The organism is Bacillus sp. OTU530, from assembly GCF_038440375.1.
This window is the reverse complement of the sequence record NZ_JASATP010000065.1, coordinates 1-22,035: the sequence shown is the minus strand read 5'-3', so window position 1 is coordinate 22,035 and position 22,035 is coordinate 1. Positions and strand designations below refer to the sequence as shown.

The 22,035-nt window shown below is 41.3% G+C and carries 26 protein-coding genes; 11 read left to right on the top strand and 15 right to left on the bottom strand.

Translation table 11 applies throughout. From position 1 onward, the window contains the following. Positions 1-34: 34 nt before the first annotated feature. The 3 genes from yugI to AAHB12_RS27800 form a co-directional block, all read right to left on the bottom strand. A complete protein-coding gene (yugI, locus tag AAHB12_RS27810) occupies positions 35-403 on the bottom strand; it encodes a S1 domain-containing post-transcriptional regulator GSP13 (protein ID WP_342048432.1) in 369 nt (122 codons plus the stop codon). A 141-nt stretch (positions 404-544) separates the two neighbouring features. Beyond that, on the bottom strand, positions 545-1,747 hold the full coding sequence (locus tag AAHB12_RS27805) for an aminotransferase (protein ID WP_342048431.1): 1,203 nt from the start codon (positions 1,745-1,747) through the stop codon (positions 545-547). Continuing rightward, positions 1,744-2,241: an Lrp/AsnC family transcriptional regulator gene (locus tag AAHB12_RS27800; RefSeq protein ID WP_342048430.1), complete on the bottom strand. Its 498-nt coding sequence runs from the start codon at positions 2,239-2,241 to the stop codon at positions 1,744-1,746. Before AAHB12_RS27800 ends, AAHB12_RS27805 begins: the two co-directional genes overlap by 4 nt. 525 nt (positions 2,242-2,766) lie before the next feature. Here AAHB12_RS27800 and AAHB12_RS27795 point away from each other — a divergent pair. Then, positions 2,767-3,618 (top strand): alpha/beta fold hydrolase, encoded by an 852-nt coding sequence (locus AAHB12_RS27795; RefSeq protein ID WP_342048429.1) that lies wholly within the window; start codon positions 2,767-2,769, stop codon positions 3,616-3,618. A 211-nt stretch (positions 3,619-3,829) separates the two neighbouring features. On the opposite strand, the gene AAHB12_RS27790 is transcribed toward AAHB12_RS27795, so the two are convergent. Continuing rightward, positions 3,830-4,081, bottom strand: coding sequence for a DUF1871 family protein (locus AAHB12_RS27790; protein WP_342048428.1), 252 nt, complete (start codon positions 4,079-4,081; stop codon positions 3,830-3,832). Between the two features lie 98 nt (positions 4,082-4,179). On the opposite strand from AAHB12_RS27790, the gene AAHB12_RS27785 reads away from it, so the two are divergent. Beyond that, on the top strand, positions 4,180-5,349 hold the full coding sequence (locus AAHB12_RS27785; RefSeq protein ID WP_342048427.1) for a MalY/PatB family protein: 1,170 nt from the start codon (positions 4,180-4,182) through the stop codon (positions 5,347-5,349). 28 nt (positions 5,350-5,377) lie between these two features. Here the strand turns inward: AAHB12_RS27785 and AAHB12_RS27780 are convergent, their stop codons facing one another. Beyond that, entirely contained in the window at positions 5,378-5,914 is a 537-nt protein-coding gene (locus AAHB12_RS27780; RefSeq protein ID WP_342048426.1) for a superoxide dismutase family protein, read from the bottom strand. Positions 5,915-6,121: 207 nt separating this feature from the next. Beyond that, positions 6,122-6,322 carry a hypothetical protein gene (locus tag AAHB12_RS27775; RefSeq protein ID WP_342048425.1) on the bottom strand — a complete coding sequence of 67 codons (201 nt, stop codon included), beginning with the start codon at positions 6,320-6,322 and terminating at the stop codon, positions 6,122-6,124. A gap of 135 nt (positions 6,323-6,457) precedes the next feature. On the opposite strand from AAHB12_RS27775, the gene AAHB12_RS27770 reads away from it, so the two are divergent. Then, entirely contained in the window at positions 6,458-6,841 is a 384-nt protein-coding gene (locus AAHB12_RS27770; RefSeq protein ID WP_342048424.1) for a kinase-associated lipoprotein B, read from the top strand. A 190-nt stretch (positions 6,842-7,031) separates the two neighbouring features. Here AAHB12_RS27770 and kapD read toward each other — a convergent pair whose 3' ends face one another. After that, complete coding sequence (gene kapD / locus AAHB12_RS27765) at positions 7,032-7,655, bottom strand: 3'-5' exonuclease KapD (protein ID WP_129729379.1); 624 nt, start codon at positions 7,653-7,655, stop codon at positions 7,032-7,034. Positions 7,656-7,986: 331 nt separating this feature from the next. Then, positions 7,987-8,448 (bottom strand): hypothetical protein, encoded by a 462-nt coding sequence (locus tag AAHB12_RS27760; RefSeq protein WP_129729381.1) that lies wholly within the window; start codon positions 8,446-8,448, stop codon positions 7,987-7,989. A 126-nt stretch (positions 8,449-8,574) separates the two neighbouring features. On the opposite strand from AAHB12_RS27760, the gene AAHB12_RS27755 reads away from it, so the two are divergent. From AAHB12_RS27755 to AAHB12_RS27740, 4 genes are all read left to right on the top strand, one after another. Then, positions 8,575-9,264 carry a DNA alkylation repair protein gene (locus tag AAHB12_RS27755; protein WP_342048423.1) on the top strand — a complete coding sequence of 230 codons (690 nt, stop codon included), beginning with the start codon at positions 8,575-8,577 and terminating at the stop codon, positions 9,262-9,264. Positions 9,265-9,701: 437 nt separating this feature from the next. After that, the gene (locus AAHB12_RS27750) at positions 9,702-11,078 is read left to right on the top strand and encodes a glycine--tRNA ligase (protein ID WP_129729385.1); all 1,377 of its coding nucleotides are present in this window, start codon (positions 9,702-9,704) and stop codon (positions 11,076-11,078) included. Between the two features lie 116 nt (positions 11,079-11,194). Then, complete coding sequence (locus AAHB12_RS27745; RefSeq protein WP_165350848.1) at positions 11,195-11,353, top strand: hypothetical protein; 159 nt, start codon at positions 11,195-11,197, stop codon at positions 11,351-11,353. 259 nt (positions 11,354-11,612) lie between these two features. Further along, positions 11,613-12,611: a ketoacyl-ACP synthase III gene (locus tag AAHB12_RS27740; protein ID WP_342048422.1), complete on the top strand. Its 999-nt coding sequence runs from the start codon at positions 11,613-11,615 to the stop codon at positions 12,609-12,611. Positions 12,612-12,714: 103 nt separating this feature from the next. Here AAHB12_RS27740 and AAHB12_RS27735 read toward each other — a convergent pair whose 3' ends face one another. Both AAHB12_RS27735 and AAHB12_RS27730 read right to left on the bottom strand, forming a co-directional pair. After that, entirely contained in the window at positions 12,715-13,011 is a 297-nt protein-coding gene (locus tag AAHB12_RS27735; protein ID WP_129729389.1) for a hypothetical protein, read from the bottom strand. Between the two features lie 268 nt (positions 13,012-13,279). Next, the gene (locus AAHB12_RS27730; RefSeq protein WP_129729391.1) at positions 13,280-13,660 is read right to left on the bottom strand and encodes a hotdog fold thioesterase; all 381 of its coding nucleotides are present in this window, start codon (positions 13,658-13,660) and stop codon (positions 13,280-13,282) included. Positions 13,661-13,770: 110 nt separating this feature from the next. Here AAHB12_RS27730 and AAHB12_RS27725 point away from each other — a divergent pair, with 110 nt between their 5' ends. Further along, on the top strand, positions 13,771-14,523 hold the full coding sequence (locus AAHB12_RS27725; protein ID WP_129729394.1) for a DUF3298 and DUF4163 domain-containing protein: 753 nt from the start codon (positions 13,771-13,773) through the stop codon (positions 14,521-14,523). A gap of 54 nt (positions 14,524-14,577) precedes the next feature. Beyond that, on the top strand, positions 14,578-15,156 hold the full coding sequence (locus AAHB12_RS27720) for a biotin transporter BioY (RefSeq protein ID WP_129729396.1): 579 nt from the start codon (positions 14,578-14,580) through the stop codon (positions 15,154-15,156). Positions 15,157-15,343: 187 nt separating this feature from the next. On the opposite strand, the gene AAHB12_RS27715 is transcribed toward AAHB12_RS27720, so the two are convergent. Then, on the bottom strand, positions 15,344-16,834 hold the full coding sequence (locus AAHB12_RS27715) for a leucyl aminopeptidase (RefSeq protein ID WP_342048421.1): 1,491 nt from the start codon (positions 16,832-16,834) through the stop codon (positions 15,344-15,346). A 68-nt stretch (positions 16,835-16,902) separates the two neighbouring features. Beyond that, positions 16,903-17,283: a DUF309 domain-containing protein gene (locus AAHB12_RS27710; RefSeq protein WP_129729400.1), complete on the bottom strand. Its 381-nt coding sequence runs from the start codon at positions 17,281-17,283 to the stop codon at positions 16,903-16,905. Between the two features lie 210 nt (positions 17,284-17,493). Between AAHB12_RS27710 and AAHB12_RS27705 the strand changes: the two genes are divergently transcribed. Continuing rightward, positions 17,494-17,682, top strand: coding sequence for an aspartyl-phosphate phosphatase Spo0E family protein (locus tag AAHB12_RS27705; RefSeq protein ID WP_129729402.1), 189 nt, complete (start codon positions 17,494-17,496; stop codon positions 17,680-17,682). A 189-nt stretch (positions 17,683-17,871) separates the two neighbouring features. Here AAHB12_RS27705 and AAHB12_RS27700 read toward each other — a convergent pair whose 3' ends face one another. The 3 genes from AAHB12_RS27700 to AAHB12_RS27690 form a co-directional block, all read right to left on the bottom strand. Then, positions 17,872-18,513 (bottom strand): 3D domain-containing protein, encoded by a 642-nt coding sequence (locus AAHB12_RS27700; protein WP_446715626.1) that lies wholly within the window; start codon positions 18,511-18,513, stop codon positions 17,872-17,874. A 292-nt stretch (positions 18,514-18,805) separates the two neighbouring features. Beyond that, entirely contained in the window at positions 18,806-19,123 is a 318-nt protein-coding gene (locus AAHB12_RS27695) for a YuiB family protein (protein WP_129729404.1), read from the bottom strand. A gap of 123 nt (positions 19,124-19,246) precedes the next feature. Then, the gene (locus tag AAHB12_RS27690) at positions 19,247-20,455 is read right to left on the bottom strand and encodes an NAD(P)/FAD-dependent oxidoreductase (RefSeq protein ID WP_342048420.1); all 1,209 of its coding nucleotides are present in this window, start codon (positions 20,453-20,455) and stop codon (positions 19,247-19,249) included. Positions 20,456-20,878: 423 nt separating this feature from the next. Here AAHB12_RS27690 and AAHB12_RS27685 point away from each other — a divergent pair, with 423 nt between their 5' ends. Then, positions 20,879-21,868, top strand: a complete 990-nt coding sequence (locus AAHB12_RS27685; protein WP_129729408.1) for an NAD(P)/FAD-dependent oxidoreductase — start codon at positions 20,879-20,881, stop codon at positions 21,866-21,868. Positions 21,869-22,035 lie beyond the last annotated feature (167 nt).

Below are 22,035 nucleotides of genomic sequence, written 5' to 3'. Positions count from 1 at the left end.
CGTCCCCGATCGCATAACAGACGGCGAAGGCTTGTCACTTTACCGCATTATGTTCTTGTGACTGCTCAATCCATTCTGTCAGCTTGTCACGCAGCGTATTAAAACCTGCGGCATCCGGCTTTGGAACGCACAGCACTGTCTGTCTCTTTGATAAAGATGACTCTTGAATCGCCTTGAGTGATAAGCTAATTTTTCCGCTTTCTTCATCTACAGACAGCACCTTAACTTGTACCTCATCTCCGACCTTTAAAAAATCATGAATGTCTTTTACGTATCCATTTGTAATTTCCGAGATGTGGACCAAGCCTTGTGTAGATTCATCCAAAGCAACAAACGCACCGTATCCTTGAATGCCTGTAACCTTTCCTTTCACAACTGTCCCGCGATGATATTTGTCCAGCATAGAAACACTCCTATAAATTTACCTTTTCTTCATATTAGTAAATTATACCACGTGCTCCTATTTCATTCAAAATTACGAAAAATTTTTCTATCATCACGTATAAATTGTAAAAATACGGATACAATACTAACACATGGCTTTCTAGTATTCCCCCCCTTTTTGGGACAAAACATTCATCGTTTTGTCTCTTTTTTTGTCTACAAAACGTTTGATGCGCTTAACTGCCTCCATCAATTGCTCCATAGAGGTCGCATACGAACAGCGAATATAACCGTTGCCGCTTTCTCCAAATACAGATCCCGGCACAACTGCAACCCTCTCCTCAAGCAATAGCTCCTCAGCAAATTGTTCCGATGTCATGCCTGTGGAACGAATAGACGGAAACGCATAAAATGCGCCTCCTGGCATATGACATGTTAAACCCATTTCATTAAATGATTTCACGATAAAATTTCTTCTCTGCTTGTAGCTTTTCCGCATCGCAATTACATCCCGGTCGCCTGCCCGCAGCGCCTCAATCGCCGCAAACTGCGCCATCGTCGGTGCACACATAAGCATGTATTGATGAATTTTCAGCATATGCTCAAGGAAAAAAACCGGAGCTGCCACCATTCCAAGGCGCCAGCCTGTCATTGCAAAGCCTTTAGAAAAACCGGAAATTAAAATGGTATGGTCGCGCATGCCCTCAATGCTGGCAAAGCTTGTATATGATTCGTCATACATCAGCTCTGCATAAATTTCATCAGACAATACAATCAGATTATAACGTTCTACAACATCAGCAATCGCTTCTAGCTCATCCTTATTTAATGAAGTACCTGTTGGATTGCTTGGTGAACAAAGAAGCATCGCTTTCGTATGCTCTGTAATAGCTGCCTCTAGCTCCTCCGGCTGCAGCTTAAATCCGTTTTCAGGACTCGTAGAAACAGAGATTGGAATTCCTCCCGCAAGCGTAACAAGCGGTGCATATGCAACAAAGCATGGCTCAATAACAAGCACCTCATCACCAGGATTGATAATGGTTCGTAATGCGATATCAATTGCTTCGCTTGCCCCCACTGTAATGAGGATTTCTGACGCATCATACGAAACATCGAATTTTCGTTTAAAATAACTAGATGCCTCCTGACGCAGCTCCAACAGTCCAGCATTTGCTGTATAAGCTGTATAGCCCTCCTCTAGAGAACGAATAGCTGCTTCGCGCACATTCCATGGTGTTACAAAATCTGGTTCCCCAACACCGAGTGAAATTACGCCTTCCATTCCTGACGCAAGATCAAAAAATTTGCGGATGCCAGATGGCTTCAGCGATGTTGCTATTTCAGACAAAGTGAACGTCTTCATGGCGTCACCATCATCCGCTTATCATTATTATCCCCTTGCTCATACACAATCCCATCATGCTTATACTTCTTCAAAATGAAATGCGTTGTTGTAGATAAAACAGAATCCAGCGTAGAAAGCTTTTGTGCCACAAAGCTAGCTACCTCTGACATTGTTTTCCCTTCTAAGACAATAGACAAATCATATGCGCCGGACATTAAATAAACAGATTTCACTTCTGGATATCGGTAAATTTTCTCTGCGATTTCATCAAAGCCAACATCACGCTTTGGCGTAACCTTCACATCAATCATCGCCGTCAAGCCTTCCTGCTCTGCTACCTTCGTCCAGTCAACAAGCGTCACATAATTGACGATTACTTTACTTTCTTCGAATTTCTTCATCATCGTCTGTACTTCTTCGACATCAATATCAAGCATTTTTGCCAATGTATCGACTGGCAGACGGCTATTCTTTTCTAGACATTCTAACAATTCCAGTTCTTTTTCAGTCATCGTCTTGAACTCCTTATCCATGTATTTTCACTAAAAGTATACAGGTTATCTAAACCTTTGAAAAATTCTCTTTTTTTAGTGAGAGGAAGATACGTTTGCAGCCGCAAGCATCTCTCTATATTATGCCACAATTATCGACTTCGAGGAGACGAAAATATAAAAGACTGTACGAGTTCCCTTAACAGTTCTATCTTTTCCCGAGCATAGAACATAACGGAATGGGGATGATAGATAAAGAAAACTCGTCGATTGGCAAGCCCTGCCTTTGGGCGAAGACAGAGGCGTAGTTGCACTTATACTGTATTCCTAAAATTTCCCGCTACGTCGAATTCACTTCTAGCTGGAAATTTATCCTTTCCTACAGTGTAAAGAAAACTCGTCGATTGGCAAGCCCTGCCTTTGGGCGAAGACAGAGACGTAGTTGCACTTGTGCTGTATTCCTAAAACTCCCGACTACGTCAAACTAGCTTCCAGCTAGAAATTGATATTTTCTTACAGTATAAAAAACTAATGGGGTGATAAAAGATGAAGCAACAGGGGCAGTTCCCTCTCCCTCCATTCTCTATCTACGGTATGACAGTCCATTACGAGCTATATAATTATGAGCCAAATTCAAACAAAACAACGTTCGTATTAATTCATGGCTTTTTATCCTCTACCTTCAGCTACCGTCGCCTGATTCCGCTGCTCGCACAGCACGGGGCCGTTGTCGCTCTCGACTTACCGCCGTTTGGAAAGAGTGACAAATCAAAAGATTTTACATATTCGTATCGAAATATGGCAAATATCGTTGTTTCTCTTGTTGAGCATTTACACCTTTCAAATATCATTCTTGTTGGACATTCTATGGGTGGACAAATTGCATTGTACATTAGCAAACAACGTCCTGATCTTGTGGATAAAACAGTACTCATTTGCAGCTCGGGATATTTACCAAAATCACACTTTTCTCTTGTCTACTCCTCGTACTTGCCATTTTTTTATTTGTACATTAAAAACTGGCTTGTGCGAAGCGGCGTACTGAAAAATTTGCTCAATGTTATTCATGATCGTTCACTGATTGATGACGAAATGATGCAAGGCTATGCTGCACCATTTTTTGATGAACGTATCTTCCATGCTTTAACACGCATGATTCGCGACCGGGAAGGAGACTTACCATCCTGTGAACTGCAGCAAATTGAAATACCATCTCTCCTTATTTGGGGAGAAGAAGATAAGGTCGTTCCTATCTCTGTAGGAAAACGCCTGCATAGTGATTTAAAAAATTCACGATTTATTTCCTATGAAAAAGCAGGCCATCTGCTTCCGGAAGAAAAGCCGCAGCATGTATATGAAAATATTGTGGAATTTGCCGGCATCTCCGAAGCACAATAAATAGCTCCCGTTTATGTTTCTGAATCCATTACGAGCAAATCACAAAAGAGGACAGCTTCGGCACGGAGAGGCACAGCTGCACTTATACTTTGCTCCTAAAATTTCCTGCGTCGAATGTGCTGCTGGCTGGAGATTTATACTCTTAAAGTGCAGTAAAAAGATGAGTCCACACAAGACTCATCTTTTTCATTCCCTATGACCAAACCGAGCTCTATCTGCAGCTTCCTGCATTTTTAATACTCAACAGTCTCTTTGCAAGCTGCTTGCATTTTTCTATCGCAACGACTTCTTCAAAGGACATAAAATAAACATGCTGAATTTTTCTGGAAATGTAGTCAGCATCATCAAATGAATCAGCAATTTGCACGACATCGACAGCTTCGGTTTCGTAAAAGTCAGAACCATAGCCAAACGGATCCCATTCCTTTACTATCTCAACCATCTGTGCGTACACGTTGTCCATAAATTTACTCCTTTTTTTTACAAGATTGACTTCTTTCTTTATTGTAACACATACGCTATGCTGAAAAAAAAGGTATCAACAAGGGAGGATGAACATTTGTGAAAGAATTTGATAAAACGATCCATCGACGCGGAACCAATTCTGTGAAATGGGATTTACATAAGGACGATGACTTGCTGCATTTATGGGTGGCAGATATGGATTTCGCTGCACCACAAGCGATTCAGGACGCTCTGCGGCAACGAGTAGAGCATGGGGTTTTCGGATATACATTTGGCAGCGAGGATTTATACCGCGCCATTATCCATTGGACAAAGGAACGTTATGCATGGAGTATCGAGAAAAGCTCCATTGTGCTTACACCTGGTGTCGTGCCTGCGTTAGGTGTCGCCGTTCAAGCCTTCACAGCTCCAAGTGACAAGGTACTTGTTCAATCCCCCGTATATACGCCATTTTTTGATATGGTGACGAAAAACGGACGAGAGGTAGTAATAAATCCCCTCATTATCCAAAATGGTCAATATGAAATGGATTGGGAAGACCTAGAGGCCAAATTCAAGCAAGGAATTCGCCTTATGATTTTGTGCAGTCCCCATAATCCTGTTGGACGTGTATGGACGAAGGAGGAGCTGCAGCGACTAGGTAAGCTGTGTATAGAGTATGATGTAATCATCGTATCAGATGACATTCATGCCGATATTATTTTCAGCGGACATGTTCATACACCGCTCGCTTCTCTGTCGGACGACCTTGCTTCACGTACTATTACCTGTATGGCTCCAAGTAAAACATTCAATATTGCCGGCTTACAAGCATCGGCTTCTATTATTCCAAACGAGGTGCTTCGAAAGCAATTTACAAAGATCTTACACCAACAAGGCTTCTACTCCTTGAATCTGTTCGCTTCAACAGCAATGGAGACAGCTTATACAAGCTGCGAGGAGTGGCTAGATAATCTACTAGTGTATTTAGAAGAAAATGCTCAGTTTGCATATAAATATATTCAAACTGAAATACCAGAGCTAAAACCATATCAACCTGAAGGAACATACTTGCTTTGGGTGGATTGTTCAAAGCTGGGACTATCAAAGGAAGCTCGTCTCAATCTTCTGCAAAAGAAGGGAAAAATCGTTGTCGAACCAGGCGAGAAATTCGGTCCCGGCGGCGAAGGATTTATCCGTCTCAATCTCGGTTGTCCAAGATCTATTTTGCAGGAAGCGTTGATTCGTTTGCGAGATGCAGTAAAGAACTCCACGCAAAATGTATAAAAGCAGTCCCACAGTACGTGGGACTGCTTTATTTTTTTGTGTCCGCTGATCTCTTCACAATCACTCCGCAGGCTAAACGCTTGCCAGACTTTCCTGTCGGCTGCGTCATGCCATCATCCGCATTTTCTGTAATAATAAGAGAGGCTCCATCTTTACGACGCAGCGTACTCTTCCCTTCCTTCAAAGATGCGTTCGGTGCCATAATTTCTGCTTTAATTTCTCCCTTATCATCCGCAATTAAATTTGGTAGATCACCGTTTTCCGCTCCATTCTGGTTCAGCAAACCATGCTCTTTTCCCCCAGGGTTAAAATGATTGCCCGAAGAAGAAAAATCAGGTGCCTTGCATACCCCTACTTCATGGATATGAAAGCCATGCGGACCAGGTTTAAAGCCTTTTGCTTCAATTTTAATCTGCAAGCCGCCCGGCTGGTCAGAAAGGGTTGCCTTCCCCACTTCGTCTCCAGATTCATTTTGCAGCTTCACTTCTACTTCCTTCGGCTCACCTTGATCACAGCCTGCAAGAAGAGCCAGCACAAAACACGCATCTAACAGTTTTCGTTGCATACAATCCCCCTCTACATTCATTCTTTCCTTATCTTCCCCCTCTCAGAATAAAACATACTAAAGAGAACTCGCCGATTGGCGAGCCCTGCCCTTGGGCGAAGACAGAGGCGTAGCCCTACTTATACTTTCTCACTACATCGAATTGTCTTCTAGCTAGAACTTTATATTTTCTTAAAATAAAAAAGCCCGCCTCAGAGGCAAGCCCACTTATTTTGATGCCGGTGTATCCGATACCGCATTGTCCATTTCCTTTAAATTCTGTTCCATCTGTTCAAATTGCTGCTGCTCTCTCTTGGAGACCTTTATAAACATTCTCCATGTAAAAACCGCACCAAAAAGAAACAACAAACACGTAACCGCCGCTGGAATATACTCAAGCTTGTTTTCTGGAAAATACAAAGGTAGCATGATCATTCCACTCCTTTACAGACGAGCATGGTTATTCTTTTTTACATTATATAGAATTACACTCAAAAAATATAGCAAGGACTTTTGACAGGCATCTTACAAATTCGGTACGATGGAAAAAAAGGAGGTTAAAAGATGGAGGACATACTCAAAATTGGTGATATTGTAACAGGTATATATAAAACAGGGAAATATATCGGGGAAATTACTGATATAAGACCACAGCACTATCTCGTTAAAGTATTGGCTGTTTTGAAACACCCAACACAAGGGGACTTGCATAGCGTCAAACAAGCAGATGTACCATTTTTTCATGAACGCCGTGCTTTGGCTTTTCGAGAGCAAACAAATATCCCGCAGCAAATGGTAAAACGATACGAAGATGAAATTCCAGATTACAAGGAGTCACTTCGCCAAGCTTTAGAGCGGCAAAAGAAAGATTTGCAGGAGGATGGTTCTCCTTGGGCAGAGCGTTCCCTTGAAAATCTAAGCAGCTTACAGCTTGACTACAAGCTATAACACATGCGTCAGTACATATAATATAAGCTCATACATTACTTCCAAGCTCACATGGCGAAGACAAACGCGTAATTGCACTTACACTGTATTCCTAAAAGTTCCTGATACGTCGAATTCACTTCGAGCTGAAAATTTATACTTTCTCAAAGTAAAACTAAAGACCAAATTACTACTAACAGTAATTTGGTCTTTAATTCGTACTCACCTTTTTCATTAATTTTGTAAAATCAACTAAGTCACCAATCTTCGTTGGAGCTGGCTTAAGCAAGTATTCTTTATCCTTTTCCACTAGCTTAAAAATACTGTACGTTGTCAGTGCATCATCTAACGCACGATGATGCTTACCCGTCCCTTTTTTCCCATATGATTCTATTGCCTTCCAAAGACCCGTTTGATTGCGGTCTCCAAAAAAACGTTTGTATTCCAGCGACAAGTCACGGTGCTTGCCCTTAAGAGGATAAGAAATATTTGCCAGCCCACAGTTTTGCTTTAATACCTTTACATCCATATTGCCCCATGTAACAACTGTACTTGGATATGTCGATTCGTAGTTCATCAACCGTTCAATTAGTTCAGAAAAGGAAATCCCACTATCAATAGCTTCCTGCCTAATATTCAAAAATTTTTTGCACCGTTCTGTCAAAATAGGAAACTTTTGCGGCTTTACATATGAGGAGAATGTGTCAATTACTTCATCATGAACAACCGCTACAATCCCAACCTCAATGATTTCCGGAACGAACCCGCCCGGCTGTCTCTTGTTTTCCGGCATCGTAAACTCAAAGTCTACAAATAAAAATTGCTGCTCATTCATGACATCCCTTCCTTACCTTTTCTTTCCGTCTCATGTACCTCCATTATAGCACGTATCCACTAAAAACGCGGCGCTTCTCTCTGCTGTTTCTCCATAATTTCTCATTGTGATGTATCTTATATATATGTAACAGCAAGACAAATATTTTCATAAAACAACGCTGACAAGACGAAAAACGAAAAAATTGTTCCATTTTTTGCAGAAAATACAGCATTCACTAAAGAATAGCTTGTCTTATCATTATTTTTGTATCGGATGCTACAAGGATTCAACATCTATCAGCCTAGCTTAAGGTATACAAAAGGAAGGAGCAATGCCCCTTCCTTTTCATTTAAAATCTTGGTTCGTTTTTCCGAATCAGGAAAAGATGAAGCGGGAAGAACAAGGAACCTGTTATAAGATGAATAACCGTAAATAAGACCGAATTTGTTGTATATCGCTCTAACAGCAAATACATAATCCAAATAGCAAGAATAAGAGAAACTATTGATGAAATGAAATTAACAATCGGAATGAAGTTTAAAATAAAACACGCAACGAAGACCCCCAGCACTTTCCAGCCGGTCTCTGGACGCAAGTAGTCTGGCATCTTTGACTCTACCAAATCTCCCCATGTTTTACAGTTCAAAATGGGGATGAACGCAAAATATGCATCTTCAAGACCTTGCTTTTTTGCCATCGTGTGCAACGCAAATGCCGATAATAAATAAGCAGCAATACCCCAAATGATCATAATAATAGTAAAAACGATTCCCCACGCAAGCATGTGCTCCACTAACACTTGATCTTCCATGTGCAGCCTCCCTTATGATGTTATTTTATGCTATGCACTGTTTATTCATATGCCATCCAAGGGTTGGACTATAACATGCCCTAGCCTGTATGATAACGAGAACAAGGATAAAAAGGAGATGTTTGTATGCATCCATATTCCAGAGCCTTACAAGCCTATTTCGAACGGTATCGAAACTTAGAAAAAGCGGAACCTATGGAACGTTATATGAGAAATCAATACCCGTTCCTCGGCATGCAAGCTCCGGAGCGGACACAGCTGCTTCGCGAGTTTCTCAAGGAGCATGGTATCCCCTCAAAGGAAGAACTCCCTAACATTGTACAAGACCTATGGAACTTACCTGAAAGGGAGTTTCAAATCGTCGCTCTCAACCTGTTAGAGAGGCAGCATAAAATTGTCGACGAAACCTTTCTCTCCCTTCTAGAGAGCATCATTACAACAAAATCATGGTGGGATACCGTTGACTATATCGCCCCGCGCTTAGTTGGTCTCGTTTTCGCCAGAAAGCCGCATCTCATTCAGGATTATATCCCTAAATGGATGGCATCAGGCAATATCTGGCTGCAGCGCACCTGCCTTTTATTTCAGCTGAAGTACAAGGACAAAATGGATACAAATTTGTTATTTTCCCTGATTCAAGAGCTCAGCCATTCAAAAGAGTTTTTTATCCAAAAAGCAATCGGCTGGGTATTGCGTGAATACGCAAAAACAAGCCCGCACACCGTTTTACAGTTTGTTTCTACACACACACTTGCTCCTCTAAGCAAAAGAGAAGCACTTAAGCATATTGAGCACACAATTGGGCATACTGAATAGGGTACATATCTCGTAAAGAAAACTCGCCGAGTGGCAAGCCGATAGGCGAAGACAGAGGCGTAGTTGCACTTATACTGTATTCCTAAAATTTCCGACTACGTCGAATACACTTCGAGCTGGAAATTTATATTTAAAGTGCAAAATCACATAAGCTGCAGCTAACCTGTATTGTGATTTTTTGCGTAACGTGTTAGAATATGGACAGTAATTTTCATATTGTAGCGATGACAGACAAATAAGTACTTGCACCGCAGCGATTCAGGGATAGTGAAAGCCTGAAAAACGCAAGGAAACGGCAGTCTCGAGCCATACTTGATAAAGTGGGCATGCATCCGCATGTCAACTAGGGTGGAACCGCGTGCATACAAGCTCGTCCCTAGGCATTACGCCTAAGGATGAGCTTTTTTATGTTTTTTAATTTAAGGAGGGTGTTAACTATGGCTTCAATGGAGCAAATCGTAAACTTAGCGAAGCATCGCGGCTTCGTATTTCCAGGCTCTGAAATTTACGGCGGCTTAGCAAATACTTGGGATTATGGTCCGCTTGGTGTTGAACTGAAAAACAACGTCAAAAAAGCTTGGTGGAAAAAATTCATTCAAGAATCTCCGTACAATGTCGGTCTTGATGCAGCAATCCTCATGAACCCGCAAACTTGGGTAGCATCTGGTCACGTAGGCAACTTCAACGATCCAATGATCGACTGCAAAAATTGTAAAGCGCGTCATCGTGCTGACAAGCTGATTGAAAATGCGTTAGAGGCAAAAGGCATTGAAATGATTGTTGATGGTCTTTCTTTCGACCAAATGGCTGCATTAATCCAGGAGCATGATATCGCATGCCCAGATTGCGGCAGCAAAGACTTTACAGAAATCCGTCAATTTAACCTAATGTTTAAAACGCATCAAGGTGTAACACAGTCAAGTGCTAATGAAATTTATATGCGTCCAGAAACAGCACAAGGTATTTTTGTTAACTTTAAAAACGCACAGCGTTCCATGCGCAAAAAGCTGCCATTTGGTATCGGTCAAGTCGGAAAAAGCTTCCGCAACGAGATCACACCTGGTAACTTTACATTCCGTACACGCGAATTCGAGCAAATGGAGCTGGAGTTCTTCTGTAAGCCTGGTGAAGATTTAGAATGGTTCACATATTGGCGTGAGTATTGCAAAAATTGGCTATTAGCTCTTGGTATGAAGGAAGGCAGCATGCGCCTTCGCGATCATGGAGAAGATGAGCTGTCTCATTACTCTAATGCAACAACAGACATCGAGTTCAAATTCCCGTTTGGCTGGGGCGAACTTTGGGGTATTGCAGATCGTACAGACTTTGATCTTAAGCGTCATATGGAGCACTCTGGCGAAGACTTCAACTATGTTGATCCTGCTACAAACGAACGCTATGTTCCTTATTGTATCGAGCCATCCCTTGGCGCGGACCGCGTTACATTAGCATTTTTATGTGATGCATATGAAGAAGAGCAGCTAGAAAACGATTCACGTACTGTGCTACGCTTCCACCCGGCTCTTGCACCATTTAAAGCAGCTATTTTGCCATTATCGAAAAAGCTATCAGAAGGTGCAACTGAAGTGTATGCAGAGCTATCGAAGCACTTTATGGTAGACTTTGACGAAACAGGCTCTATCGGCAAACGCTACCGCCGCCAAGATGAAATCGGTACGCCATTCTGTATTACATTTGACTTCGATTCTGTAGAAGACAAACAAGTAACAGTACGCGATCGTGATACAATGGAGCAGCTTCGTATGCCAATTAGTGAATTGAAAAGCTTCTTAGAACAAAAAATCGTGTTTTAAACTTACTTATAAAGAGAAAAGCCGCATAAGGTCGATTATGCGGCTTTTCTCTTCTTCATATTCTTATTTTCCTTGTGCATACTAACAAGACAGACACAAGCGAAAAGGAGATAAAAATGAATCAAACACAACGAGATAAGGAAACTCGCTCCCTCGAAGCAACAGAACGAATTGCCCGCATTGAGGATCCGCAAGGCAATGAAGTGGATGATCGAATAACAGAGGACCGGAAACCGATTGACCGTGTTCGTCTTGATATGATCAATATGGACTAATACATACATATACGAGCAATATCCCCTTGCCATTAAGACTGAAAAAAGCCTAAAACTTAATCAGTCTTTCGGCTTTTTTATTATCCAAAAGAAAAAATGTCACATCTGCCTCACAAACCAGCTAACGTAGCAATAGCTGATTTCACAAACAGTTATTCAATTTCCATTTTTTTCATGATTAATTATTGACATCATTTAATACCTGGTACTAATATTAGATTATAAAACTAGATATAAAAATGGTAAAGGGGATGAACGAATGCAATCAAAAGCAAGAATTACAGCTATTGGGACCTATATACCTGAAAATAAGCTTACTAATGATGATCTAGAAAAAATGGTAGATACAAATGATGAATGGATTGTGCAAAGAACAGGCATGAGGGAAAGAAGAATTGCTGGTGATAATGAGTATGCCTCTACACTAGCTTTTAAAGCTATTAAAAACTTAGCAGAACAGTATCATAAAAATATTGCTGACGTGGATTGTATTCTAGTTTCAACAACTACGCCTGATTACGCTTTTCCAAGTGTAGCCTGCCAAATCCAAGAGCATTTTAATATTCCGCATACAGGCGCTATGGATCTTAATGCAACTTGTGCGGGCTTTACATATGGATTACACTTGGCAAATGGTTTAATTACATCTGGTCTGCATCGTAAGATTTTAGTTGTAACAACAGAAACCTTATCTAAAGTTACAGACTACACAGATCGGACGACATGTATCTTATTTGGAGACGGAGCCGCCGCTGTCTTAGTAGAAAAAGATGAAAAATTTCCGAGCTTTATAGCTACTCATATGGGAACAAATGGAGGAGGCGGCATGCATGTATATCGTACCAATTTGTCCACTACCATGTTCGGAAACCCCTTGAGCACACGTGAAAAGATGGTTCAAAACGGAAGAGAAGTATATAAATGGGCATCACGTACACTGCCAGTTGGCATCAAAGAATTATTACGTCAAGCAGAACTGCCAATGGATGAAATAAGCTGGTTTGTTCCGCACAGTGCCAATTTACGAATGATTGAATCAATATGTGAAAAATCGGGTTTCCCACTCGATAAAACATTAACAAGTGTAGAATATATGGGGAATACCTCTTCTGTCTCCATTCCATTAGCCTTACAAATAGGGATCAATGAAGGCAAATTAAAAAATGGAGACACTCTTTTGCTTTATGGCTTTGGAGGCGGCCTTACACATGCTGGACATATCGTTAAATGGAATTTAACCAAGAAGTATGGACAATAACAGCAAAAAGGTGCATCAACTAATTGTTGATACACCTTTTTACAATTCAATCAAACAAGCTAGATACTTTTCTTTCGAAAAACGCATTGCAACCTATATTCGCCTAAGAACCGCTTACCTTACTTCCCCCAAAGCCGCTCTTTGCTTTTCCTTTCGCAATGGATGATTTTTTGCTTTTGTATTCATCGGTATCCGGGTATGCTGTATTCCCAACATAAAAATAACGATAATGACGAGAAGCTGTATCATCACACTCCCACTCGTCGTCACCATAGTCATATTCGTATTTAGAGCAATATGGATCTTCTGGCTTAGGAGGCAGTTCATCATCCCCGCATCCAGCCAATGTGCCTCCGAGTGCCGCTGTTACGCCAAGCATAATTTTTTTTGTTTTCTTCATCCATATTTCCCCTTCCCTTTGGCAAGTATGTCCAAGGACATCAAAAAGACCTTTGCCGATAGCGGCAAAGGTCTTGCAAGACATAGTTTGCATGTCAACAAAGCCGGTGAATCAAATGATTCACGTCATGACGACTTTGTTTCAGGGCATTTCCCCTGAAGCTACTCCCCTTTGAATCCTGTATGCTGTTATACGCTACATTTTATAATATACTCAGAATGATGTAAATGATATCCTTTTTAGAACGTTGTAAGGTTTTTTTATGTATTTAACTCCGCTTTTCCTTCACTGCCACCGTACAACGCGATACACAAATGAGCTGTTCATCCTCATCTACAATTCTCACATCCCAAACCATCGTCGTTTTCCCCTTATGAAGCGGTGTCCCAATTGCCGTCACAGTCCCGCTTCGCTTTGAGCGTATATGGTTTGCATTAATTTCAAGACCGAAGCAAAGCTCGCGTTCCGGGTCAATTAGATGATAGGTTCCCATGCTGGCCACTGTTTCAGCAAGTACTACCGATGCACCTCCGTGTAAATACCCAAAAGGCTGATGCGTCCGCTCATCCACCGGCATTGTTGCAATCACCTTTTCCTCATTGATCTCCACCAGCTTAATTCCAAGTAAATCAATTAACGTCTGCTTCATACTCTTCCCCTTTCCATCTTAAACCTCTCAGTTGCCTATTACCAAAATATGTATAAACCATACCATTTTACTGAAAACTATCACTGTAATCAGAAAAGGAGGCAACGTCTGTGAAAAAACTATGGTACCTTGCATTAGCATTATATTTCTGTACCCATATTGTACCAAACTACGTATTCGCTTATCAGCCTGCACGCTCACAGGAAGAAAAAAATGTAGAAGTGGGAACAAAAAAGCAGGAAGGGAAAACAGATTACTTTCATTACCAGCTCACTATTCCTACGTTTGATCATATCCAAAACAAAGGTTTCGAAAAAAAATTGAATTCTTATTATGAAACAAACATCCTTTCCTTTAAGAAGAAACTTGAAGCAGAAGCGAAGAAATATTATGATGCAGCAGAGCAAACTCCAACGGCACTGCATCCATACGTCGCTCATGTTGACTATAAGATTACGTTACGTAAGGCACCCCTTTTAAGCTTATATATTAGCTACTATCAGTATACTGGCGGAGCACACGGGATGTACGAATGGAAAGCAAATACCTTTGATATAGATAAAAAGAAAGAACTCTCACTCACAGATTTATTTCAGCAGGACAGCAAATTTATCGACATCATCAAACAAGAAATAAAAAGGCAAATTGACCAAGACAGCGGCAAGTTTTTCCCAGATGCAGCAGCACTCGTAGATAAAGCAACCACCTTCAAATTTTTTCTCGAACCGGAGCACATTGTTTTGTATTATCCACTCTATGAAATTGCACCGTATGCAAGCGGAATTCAAACGTTTCGAATTCCTTATACATTGCTGGAAAATGATTTAAAATCAAATTATCGAAAAATTTTGATTGACAAGTAAAACCTTTGTCGTTACTATAATGTTAACTTTAACCACTAAGGGGTTGACATTGGGATGCGTAAATTTCGTACGGTGGATTTAACATTAGCAGCCATGTTTGTTGCACTCATGGCAATTGGTGCAAATATTACATCGTGGGCTCCATTTTTACAGGTGGCAGGCGTACCTCTATCTATGGGTCCATTTTTTGCAATTTTAGCAGGCTTGTTACTGGGCAGCCGGCTCGGTGCATTTTCCCTACTTGTATACACGCTTGTTGGGGCAGCAGGCGTGCCAGTATTCGCAAAGTTTGGTGCTGGCTTTGGTGCTGTGTTTGGTCCGACAGGCGGTTTTATCTTATCTTATATCGCAGCTGCCTATGCGGCTGGCAAAATTGTAGAGCTTAAAAAATCTCCAGGCTTTGGAACATTTCTTATTGCTTCCTTAGTAGGGATTGTTCTCGTTTACTTCCTTGGAACAAATTATATGTTCTTCGTTTCCAATGGCAAGCTGGGCTATGCCGCTGCTTGGGAAATCATGACCTGGTTTATGGTAAAGGATTTTGTATTTACAATACTGGGAGCAATAATTGCCCCGCGTCTGTATCGCGCTGTATCTCGTTCAGCAGCTGTTGGACGCAAGCAATCAGCTTAATGACCTACAAAAAGATGACGCGTCCATGAGGATACGTCATCTTTTTACACTGTAAGTAAGTATAAATTTCCAGCTAGGAGCTAATTCGACGTAGCCGGAAATTTTAGGAATACAGTATAAGGGCAACTACGCCTCTTTCTTCGCCCAAAGGCAGGGCTCGCCAATTGGCGAGTTTTCTTTATGTCTCCTAATCCTTCTTCTGTCCAAAGCGCTCGGCAAGCATCGCCAACGTGCGAACCATCACTCCTGTTGCGCCGGCAGGACCTAGATCGTGCTCACTTTTCGTATCAGAGGTTCCCGCGATATCAAGATGTACCCAAGGCGTATTTTCGGCAAATTCACCGAGAAATGCTCCCGCCATAATCGCATGGCCATCGCGGCCAGGAGAATTATTTAAATCAGCAAACTTGCTGTTGCGAACGCGCTCCTTGTCACGTTCAAAAATCGGCAGCCTCCAAATGGTCTCATCCGTTTTGAATGCAGCTGCAAGTACCTGCCCATAAAACGCTTCATCGTTTGTCATCGCGCCTGTTGTGCGATTGCCGAGTGCGACAATCACACCGCCCGTTAAAGTCGCCACGTCCACTAAGTAGTTCGCACCTAATTGCTTTACATATGTGATACCATCGGCTAATGCAAGTCGACCTTCGGCATCCGTATTTAAGACTTCTATCGTTTTTCCGCTCAGGGAGGTAATCACATCATCAGGCTTAAAAGCGGTTCCGCTTACCATGTTATCTGTAATCGGAATGACTGCTGCAATGTTTTTCTTTGGACGCAGCTCACCGATAATTTCCATAGCACCAAGTACAGAAGCAGCTCCTCCCATGTCTCCCTTCATACCAACCATACTTTCCCGCGGCTTTAAAGAATACCCGCCCGTGTCATATGTAATCCCTTTTCCGACAAAACCAATGACGTCCGTCCACTCCTCTTTTCCTTTATAAAGGAGTGCGACCATTTTCGGAGGATTAACAGACCCCTGATTGACCGCAAGCAATGCGCCGGCTCCCATCTTCTCTAGGTCCGCTTTTTCAAGAACTTTATACTCCATATTATATTTCTTCGCCAGCTCCACAGCATAATCTGCAAGTTCTACAGCCGTCAGCTTATTTGGCGGCATATTCACCAGCGTACGTGCGGAATTTGTTGCACGTCCATACGTATAGCCGACTGTAAGTACAGCCTGCACTTCTTCGCGTTCTTCCTTTGTAATCACGGTAAGCGCATCAAGAGCTTTCTGTGCTGCTTGCTTTGTTTTATACGTTTCAATATGATATGTACCAAGGCAGTATGCTTCCGCCAAAATGTGTGCCGCATGAAGCGCTGTAATATCTCCAGCTACAAATGAATCTAGCAGCACAGACAAATTCTTTAGGTTCACGCTTTTCAACGTTTTGAATAGCCTGACGAAAGAATGGCGCAGCACCTCTGTCGTATACCTCTCCTTTTTGCCAAGCCCAACAAAGTAATAGCGTTTTACATTTGTTTTTCCTAGCGTATGCACCTTTGACACCGCTTTTTTCTTGGCGGAGATTTCGCCTTCCGCTAATAAAGCTGTAATATGTCCATCTAACGAATCATCAATTTCCTTGATGAATGGGCTCATATCCTTGCCTTCGAATACAGCGACAACAACTGCTTCATAGCTGCTGAGCTGCTCCTGTGTTTGAAACATAATCCCCACCTCCATCGCAACTTCTCTTCCATTATAATCCTATTCCCCTACATATGAGAACTTCAATTTCAATGTTCCTCCATATACAAAAGCAGTTGCGGAAGCCTTGGAAGCACATGCACTTCTTCAAACGGGATACGCTCTATGCTTGTTGGCATACGCTGTAAGCAATCTTCGATAAATGGATACACCTTTTCTAAATCGAGTGACCAATGAAAGGGCCGATAGGGCTGTAAATAGTTATGCGCAGCCTGCATCATCAGTCTGGCTCCCTTTACATTTCCATAACCGTAATGATACAAAGCAACACTCATCTGCAAGAGCCCTTTTAAAAAATAATTGTCACGTTCTGTCAGCCACATTGCCTCCAACAAATCGTGACATGTATAATAATCTCCCTCATTATAAGCAATAAAAAATTCGTAATACTCCATCGGATAATCTGCCATTATCCATCCCTCCATTTACCATTTCCGCTCTTTATTTCTTTATAATTTTACCAAAAATCATGAAGAAATATCGAAAAATACGGCTTGGATAGGAATCTATCACTAATTTGTTATCGCTTGCAAAATGATACTTGCGATACACTCTTCCCTATGTTAACGTTATATCATAAAAGGACAATCCTTCACTACAGAAGAAAATGAGGGCTGTGTATGAATGGGAATTTATGCATTTTAATGGACGAAATAGAGCGCATACGTATAGAAATGCATGATGCAGCTATACAAAAGGGATTTCTGCACGCCGAAACAGTCAGAATTAGTCAAATTTTAGACAAACTCATTATCCAGCATCAAAAACAAACCCAAGATAGAAAATACCAATATTCGCTATATCAATAAAGTAATTTTACAAATTAACGAAGACAGCGGCGTAATCGCACTTATACTGTATCCCTCAATTTCTCACTACGTCGAATTGTCAGCTAGAAATTTATACTTTCTTAAAGTATAAAACAAGCCGCTCTTGCAAGCGGCTCTTTGTTGTAAGGACATCTTCATAGAAATAATCTAGAACAAAGCTGCTCTAGACTATCTTTGCTTTCGATATTGCTGTCGAAATACTTGCATTGCCTCATTTTCATTCAAACGCTTTAACTCTTCTTCTGTTAAGGTTCCATTTCCTACCTTCACTACGTAAATCTTAAGGTTCCGTTTTCCCCACTGTTTATATACATCCTGCACAGTATCGTAATACAGATCAAGAGAATTTCCCTTTATGGCTCCACCCTTATCCGCCACTACACCATAGCCATAGCCCGGAATAAATAAAATGGTACCAATCGGGAATACCCTTAAATCTGCAGCGATAGTAGAGTATAGATCCCTTTTAACTCGCACACCTGAATACGTAATGCCGTAGGATGGATCACTTGCATCTTTCCCTGTTGATTCTACTCCTGCCGTGTAGCCGGTTGCTGTCACTGTAATTGAATGATAATTTGACCAATCAACTGCCTGTTCAAGCGGCACGGTTTGCGATTGCGTATTCAGCTCCGCTGCTGTATACGCTGGAGGCTGTGCTGCAGCAGCCTTGATCACTGTCCGATTTTCATACCATTGTTTTAGGTCAAGAATAGTAACACCTGAAAACGCTTGGAATGTAACAAAAAGAGCCGCACTAAATAAACATGTCATAACTATCCGAATGAAAAATTGTCTAAATATGGTCATGCTTGTTCTCAACACTCCTTCACGCTTAGTGTTGACCAACATGACACTACTTTATGCACACAAAAAACGGATACATTTAGGAGGCCTTCTGCAGGAGAGTAACCCGGCACAAAATGCGCAGTTCAGGCAGCGTCTTGAAAATTATGCTTTGTAAAGAAAACTCGCTGATTGGCGAAAACAAAGGCGTAGTTGCACTTATACTATATTCCTAAAACTTCCGACTTCGTCAGATCGGCTTTCAACTAGAAATTTATACCTTTTAACGATGTAAAAAACCTCCACAATAGGAGGTTTAAAACATTTGGTATCCTCGTTGCCGAAGCATACGAATCGTTACACCTGATAACGCTGCACCGACTAAGCCTGTCGTTAAAATAATCATATCGGCTTGACCAAGAGCAAGTATATGTGACTTTAATGCAAGAAACGATGCAGCCGGACTTTTAAAATACTCGACCACACTTACTTTATCGATAATAAATATGCAGACAAGCGGATACACAATGACCATCACCCATGTAGCCCGTAAAATCATATTTAACAGAAATCCAATTCCAAAGAACAACACAAAAAATAACAGCATTGAAATTAGTAACACCGGTATACTCATGTCTGTCTCCCCTTCTCCCATTTCTTCTCTTTTTAGTGTACTTGACAGCTTTTGGAATCGTCAATTTCCACATTGCAAAAAAAAGAGCAAAAACAGCTCACGCCGCTTCTGCTCTTTTACATATTAAAAGAAATTCAATTTTCCTTTTTTCAATACCAACAAAGGTCCACCAAGCAAGAATAAGTAACGGTTATCGATAATTTTCTTCATAAAGGCCGCCTGCCAGCCGGTTAGTTTCTTGCCAAATACAACACCAATGCCGTCATCGTGGCCTAATGAACATACAGAACCTTTATTATCAAATGTGAATGGTTCAAGCTCGCCTTTGCCACGAACAAGAACTGCTAAGTTTTTCCCAAGATTATAGCCCTCTTGAATTGCAATTTGTGCAGTTGGCGGGTATGGGCGATCATTTTCAGGGCTGAAAATAAGAGCGGCATCTCCTACGATAAATACATCATCATGACCAGGGGCACGTAAGAATTGATCTACCTTAATACGACCGCGCATTGCTTCAAAGCCAGATTCTTCTACAAGAGAGTTACCACGAACACCCGCAGCCCATACTACTGTTTCAGCTTTAATTTCCTCAATTTTGTCATCCTTACTGACAATGATGCCTGTTTCAGTTGCTTCTTTAATTGCTGTACCGATGCGGAATTCTACACCTTTTTTCTCAAGGAATTTCACCGCATATTCAACAAGCTCCGGATCGAATCCAGGAAGCGCAGTTGGTGCAGCCTCTACACACAGTATGCGCACTTTTTCACGAGGGAGGTCATATTCATGCACAAGCTCAGGTACACGGTTTGCTAATTCTGCTACGAATTCGATACCTGTAAAGCCTGCACCGCCAACAACGATTGTTAATAACTCGTCACGTTTCTCAGTTGCATAACGAGAGAACATATATTCAATATGATCGCGGATTTGACGTGCGCCATTAATGTTTGCAATAGAGAATGCATGCTCCTTCAAGCCTTTGATACCGAATGTTTCAGACTCAAAACCTAAACCAACTACAAGATAGTCATACTCAAGCTCACCATTTTTCAAAATAACACGCTTTTCTTCCCCGCGGATTTCCACTACTGTATCCAACACAAAATTTACTTTACTTGTATCAATTACATCTTTAATGTTTAAACGAGTCTTATCATGATGCAGTGTACCAGCTGCATTCTCATGCAACCATGTTGTTTGATAATGATAGCTGTTATTATTCACAAGTGTAATTTCAGCTTCATTGACCGATAACAACTTCTGTAGGCGCACAGTAGTAATCATACCACCATAGCCAGCACCCAAAACAACGATTTTTGGCTTTCTCACCCTAATCACAACCCTTTTTATATATTTATAAATGAAAAATGAAGAATCACAACATCCAATTGCCACCCTTTGTGAATTTCCTCACAAGATAAACCAAGAAGATTTAATGGAAATTTTTTATAAATATATGAACAACCAATATATCATATACTATATTAGTCTTTTTTGTGTCAATTTTCAAGCAAATCCTAATATACAATAATATTCTCTCTTTTTCCTACCATCCTCGCTCTTCTTTTTATCGAATAGTCTTGATTACAACAGGAGAATCACAAAAGTTTTCTTTTTTTAACCAATATTTCCCACACAAAGTATGATATCATTTTCTATGGGCAGCTGGATTTTTATGTAAAGGGCGCAGTGTCTTTTGCATAAACTGTACCTAGCATCTGCTTTAAATATATGATGATGGGGGCGTAAATAATGTCAGGAACTGAAAATGTATACGATATTACTGTTATCGGCGGAGGTCCTACAGGGTTGTTCACTGCGTTTTACGGCGGCATGAGGCAAGCTAGTGTAAAAATTATTGAAAGCCTGCCACAGCTTGGCGGTCAGCTCTCTGCGCTCTATCCAGAGAAATATATCTATGACGTAGCGGGATTTCCAAAAGTTCGTGCACAGGATCTCGTCAACAATCTGAAAGAGCAGATGCGTAAATTTTCCCCAACCATTTGTCTGGATGAATCTGTACAGATATTAGAAAAACAAGAGGACGGAGTTTTCAGGCTTGTTACAAACAAAGAAGCTCACTACTCCAAAACCGTTATTATCACAGCGGGAAATGGCGCATTCCAGCCTCGCCGCTTAGAGCTTAAAAGCGCACGGCAATACGAAAAGAAAAACCTGCACTATTTTGTAGATGATATGAGCAAATTTACTGGCAAAAAGGTTGTTGTATTCGGGGGCGGCGACTCTGCAGTAGATTGGACTCTCATGCTCGAACCAATTGCAGAACAAGTAACAATCGTACACCGTCGTGATAAATTCCGCGCACATGAACACAGCGTCGAAAATCTAATAAATTCCCACGCACATGTAAAAACACCATATGTTCCTGTTGAGTTAATAGGCGATGACAACATTAAGCGGGTTGTCGTTCAACACGTACAAACAGGAGAAAGCATTACTATTGATGTAGATGATGTAATCGTGAACTATGGCTTCGTTTCCTCCTTAGGTCCCATTAAAGATTGGGGTCTCTCCATCGAAAAAAACAGCATTGTCGTAAACTCCAAAATGGAGACCAACATTCCTGGTGTTTATGCAGCCGGTGATATTTGTACATACGAAGGAAAAGTAAAATTAATTGCTTGTGGTTTCGGCGAAGCACCAACAGCAGTCAATAATGCAAAAGCATACATCGATCCAAAAGCAAAAATCCAACCGCTCCACAGCTCTAGCATGTTCTAAAGAAAACTCGCCGATTGGCGAGCCCTGCTCTTGGGCGAAGACAGAGGCGTAGTTGCACTTACACTGTATTCCTAACATTTCCGACTACGTTGAATGGGCTTCTAGCTGGAAATGTATATTTTCTTACAGTGTAAAGAAAACTCGCCGATTGGCGAGCCCTGCTCTTG

Bases quoted from the DNA above. Each gene is read 5' to 3' on its own strand.
- yugI (WP_342048432.1), bottom strand. From the start codon at position 403: ATGCTGGACAAATATCATCGCGGGACAGTTGTGAAAGGAAAGGTTACA.
- AAHB12_RS27805 (WP_342048431.1), bottom strand. From the start codon at position 1,747: ATGAAGACGTTCACTTTGTCTGAAATAGCAACATCGCTGAAGCCATCT.
- AAHB12_RS27800 (WP_342048430.1), bottom strand. From the start codon at position 2,241: ATGACTGAAAAAGAACTGGAATTGTTAGAATGTCTAGAAAAGAATAGC.
- AAHB12_RS27795 (WP_342048429.1), top strand. From the start codon at position 2,767: ATGAAGCAACAGGGGCAGTTCCCTCTCCCTCCATTCTCTATCTACGGT.
- AAHB12_RS27790 (WP_342048428.1), bottom strand. From the start codon at position 4,081: ATGGACAACGTGTACGCACAGATGGTTGAGATAGTAAAGGAATGGGAT.
- AAHB12_RS27780 (WP_342048426.1), bottom strand. From the start codon at position 5,914: ATGCAACGAAAACTGTTAGATGCGTGTTTTGTGCTGGCTCTTCTTGCA.
- AAHB12_RS27775 (WP_342048425.1), bottom strand. From the start codon at position 6,322: ATGCTACCTTTGTATTTTCCAGAAAACAAGCTTGAGTATATTCCAGCG.
- AAHB12_RS27770 (WP_342048424.1), top strand. From the start codon at position 6,458: ATGGAGGACATACTCAAAATTGGTGATATTGTAACAGGTATATATAAA.
- kapD (WP_129729379.1), bottom strand. From the start codon at position 7,655: ATGAATGAGCAGCAATTTTTATTTGTAGACTTTGAGTTTACGATGCCG.
- AAHB12_RS27760 (WP_129729381.1), bottom strand. From the start codon at position 8,448: ATGGAAGATCAAGTGTTAGTGGAGCACATGCTTGCGTGGGGAATCGTT.
- AAHB12_RS27755 (WP_342048423.1), top strand. From the start codon at position 8,575: ATGCATCCATATTCCAGAGCCTTACAAGCCTATTTCGAACGGTATCGA.
- AAHB12_RS27750 (WP_129729385.1), top strand. From the start codon at position 9,702: ATGGCTTCAATGGAGCAAATCGTAAACTTAGCGAAGCATCGCGGCTTC.
- AAHB12_RS27745 (WP_165350848.1), top strand. From the start codon at position 11,195: ATGAATCAAACACAACGAGATAAGGAAACTCGCTCCCTCGAAGCAACA.
- AAHB12_RS27740 (WP_342048422.1), top strand. From the start codon at position 11,613: ATGCAATCAAAAGCAAGAATTACAGCTATTGGGACCTATATACCTGAA.
- AAHB12_RS27735 (WP_129729389.1), bottom strand. From the start codon at position 13,011: ATGAAGAAAACAAAAAAAATTATGCTTGGCGTAACAGCGGCACTCGGA.
- AAHB12_RS27730 (WP_129729391.1), bottom strand. From the start codon at position 13,660: ATGAAGCAGACGTTAATTGATTTACTTGGAATTAAGCTGGTGGAGATC.
- AAHB12_RS27720 (WP_129729396.1), top strand. From the start codon at position 14,578: ATGCGTAAATTTCGTACGGTGGATTTAACATTAGCAGCCATGTTTGTT.
- AAHB12_RS27715 (WP_342048421.1), bottom strand. From the start codon at position 16,834: ATGTTTCAAACACAGGAGCAGCTCAGCAGCTATGAAGCAGTTGTTGTC.
- AAHB12_RS27710 (WP_129729400.1), bottom strand. From the start codon at position 17,283: ATGGCAGATTATCCGATGGAGTATTACGAATTTTTTATTGCTTATAAT.
- AAHB12_RS27705 (WP_129729402.1), top strand. From the start codon at position 17,494: ATGAATGGGAATTTATGCATTTTAATGGACGAAATAGAGCGCATACGT.
- AAHB12_RS27700 (WP_446715626.1), bottom strand. From the start codon at position 18,513: ATGACCATATTTAGACAATTTTTCATTCGGATAGTTATGACATGTTTA.
- AAHB12_RS27695 (WP_129729404.1), bottom strand. From the start codon at position 19,123: ATGAGTATACCGGTGTTACTAATTTCAATGCTGTTATTTTTTGTGTTG.
- AAHB12_RS27685 (WP_129729408.1), top strand. From the start codon at position 20,879: ATGTCAGGAACTGAAAATGTATACGATATTACTGTTATCGGCGGAGGT.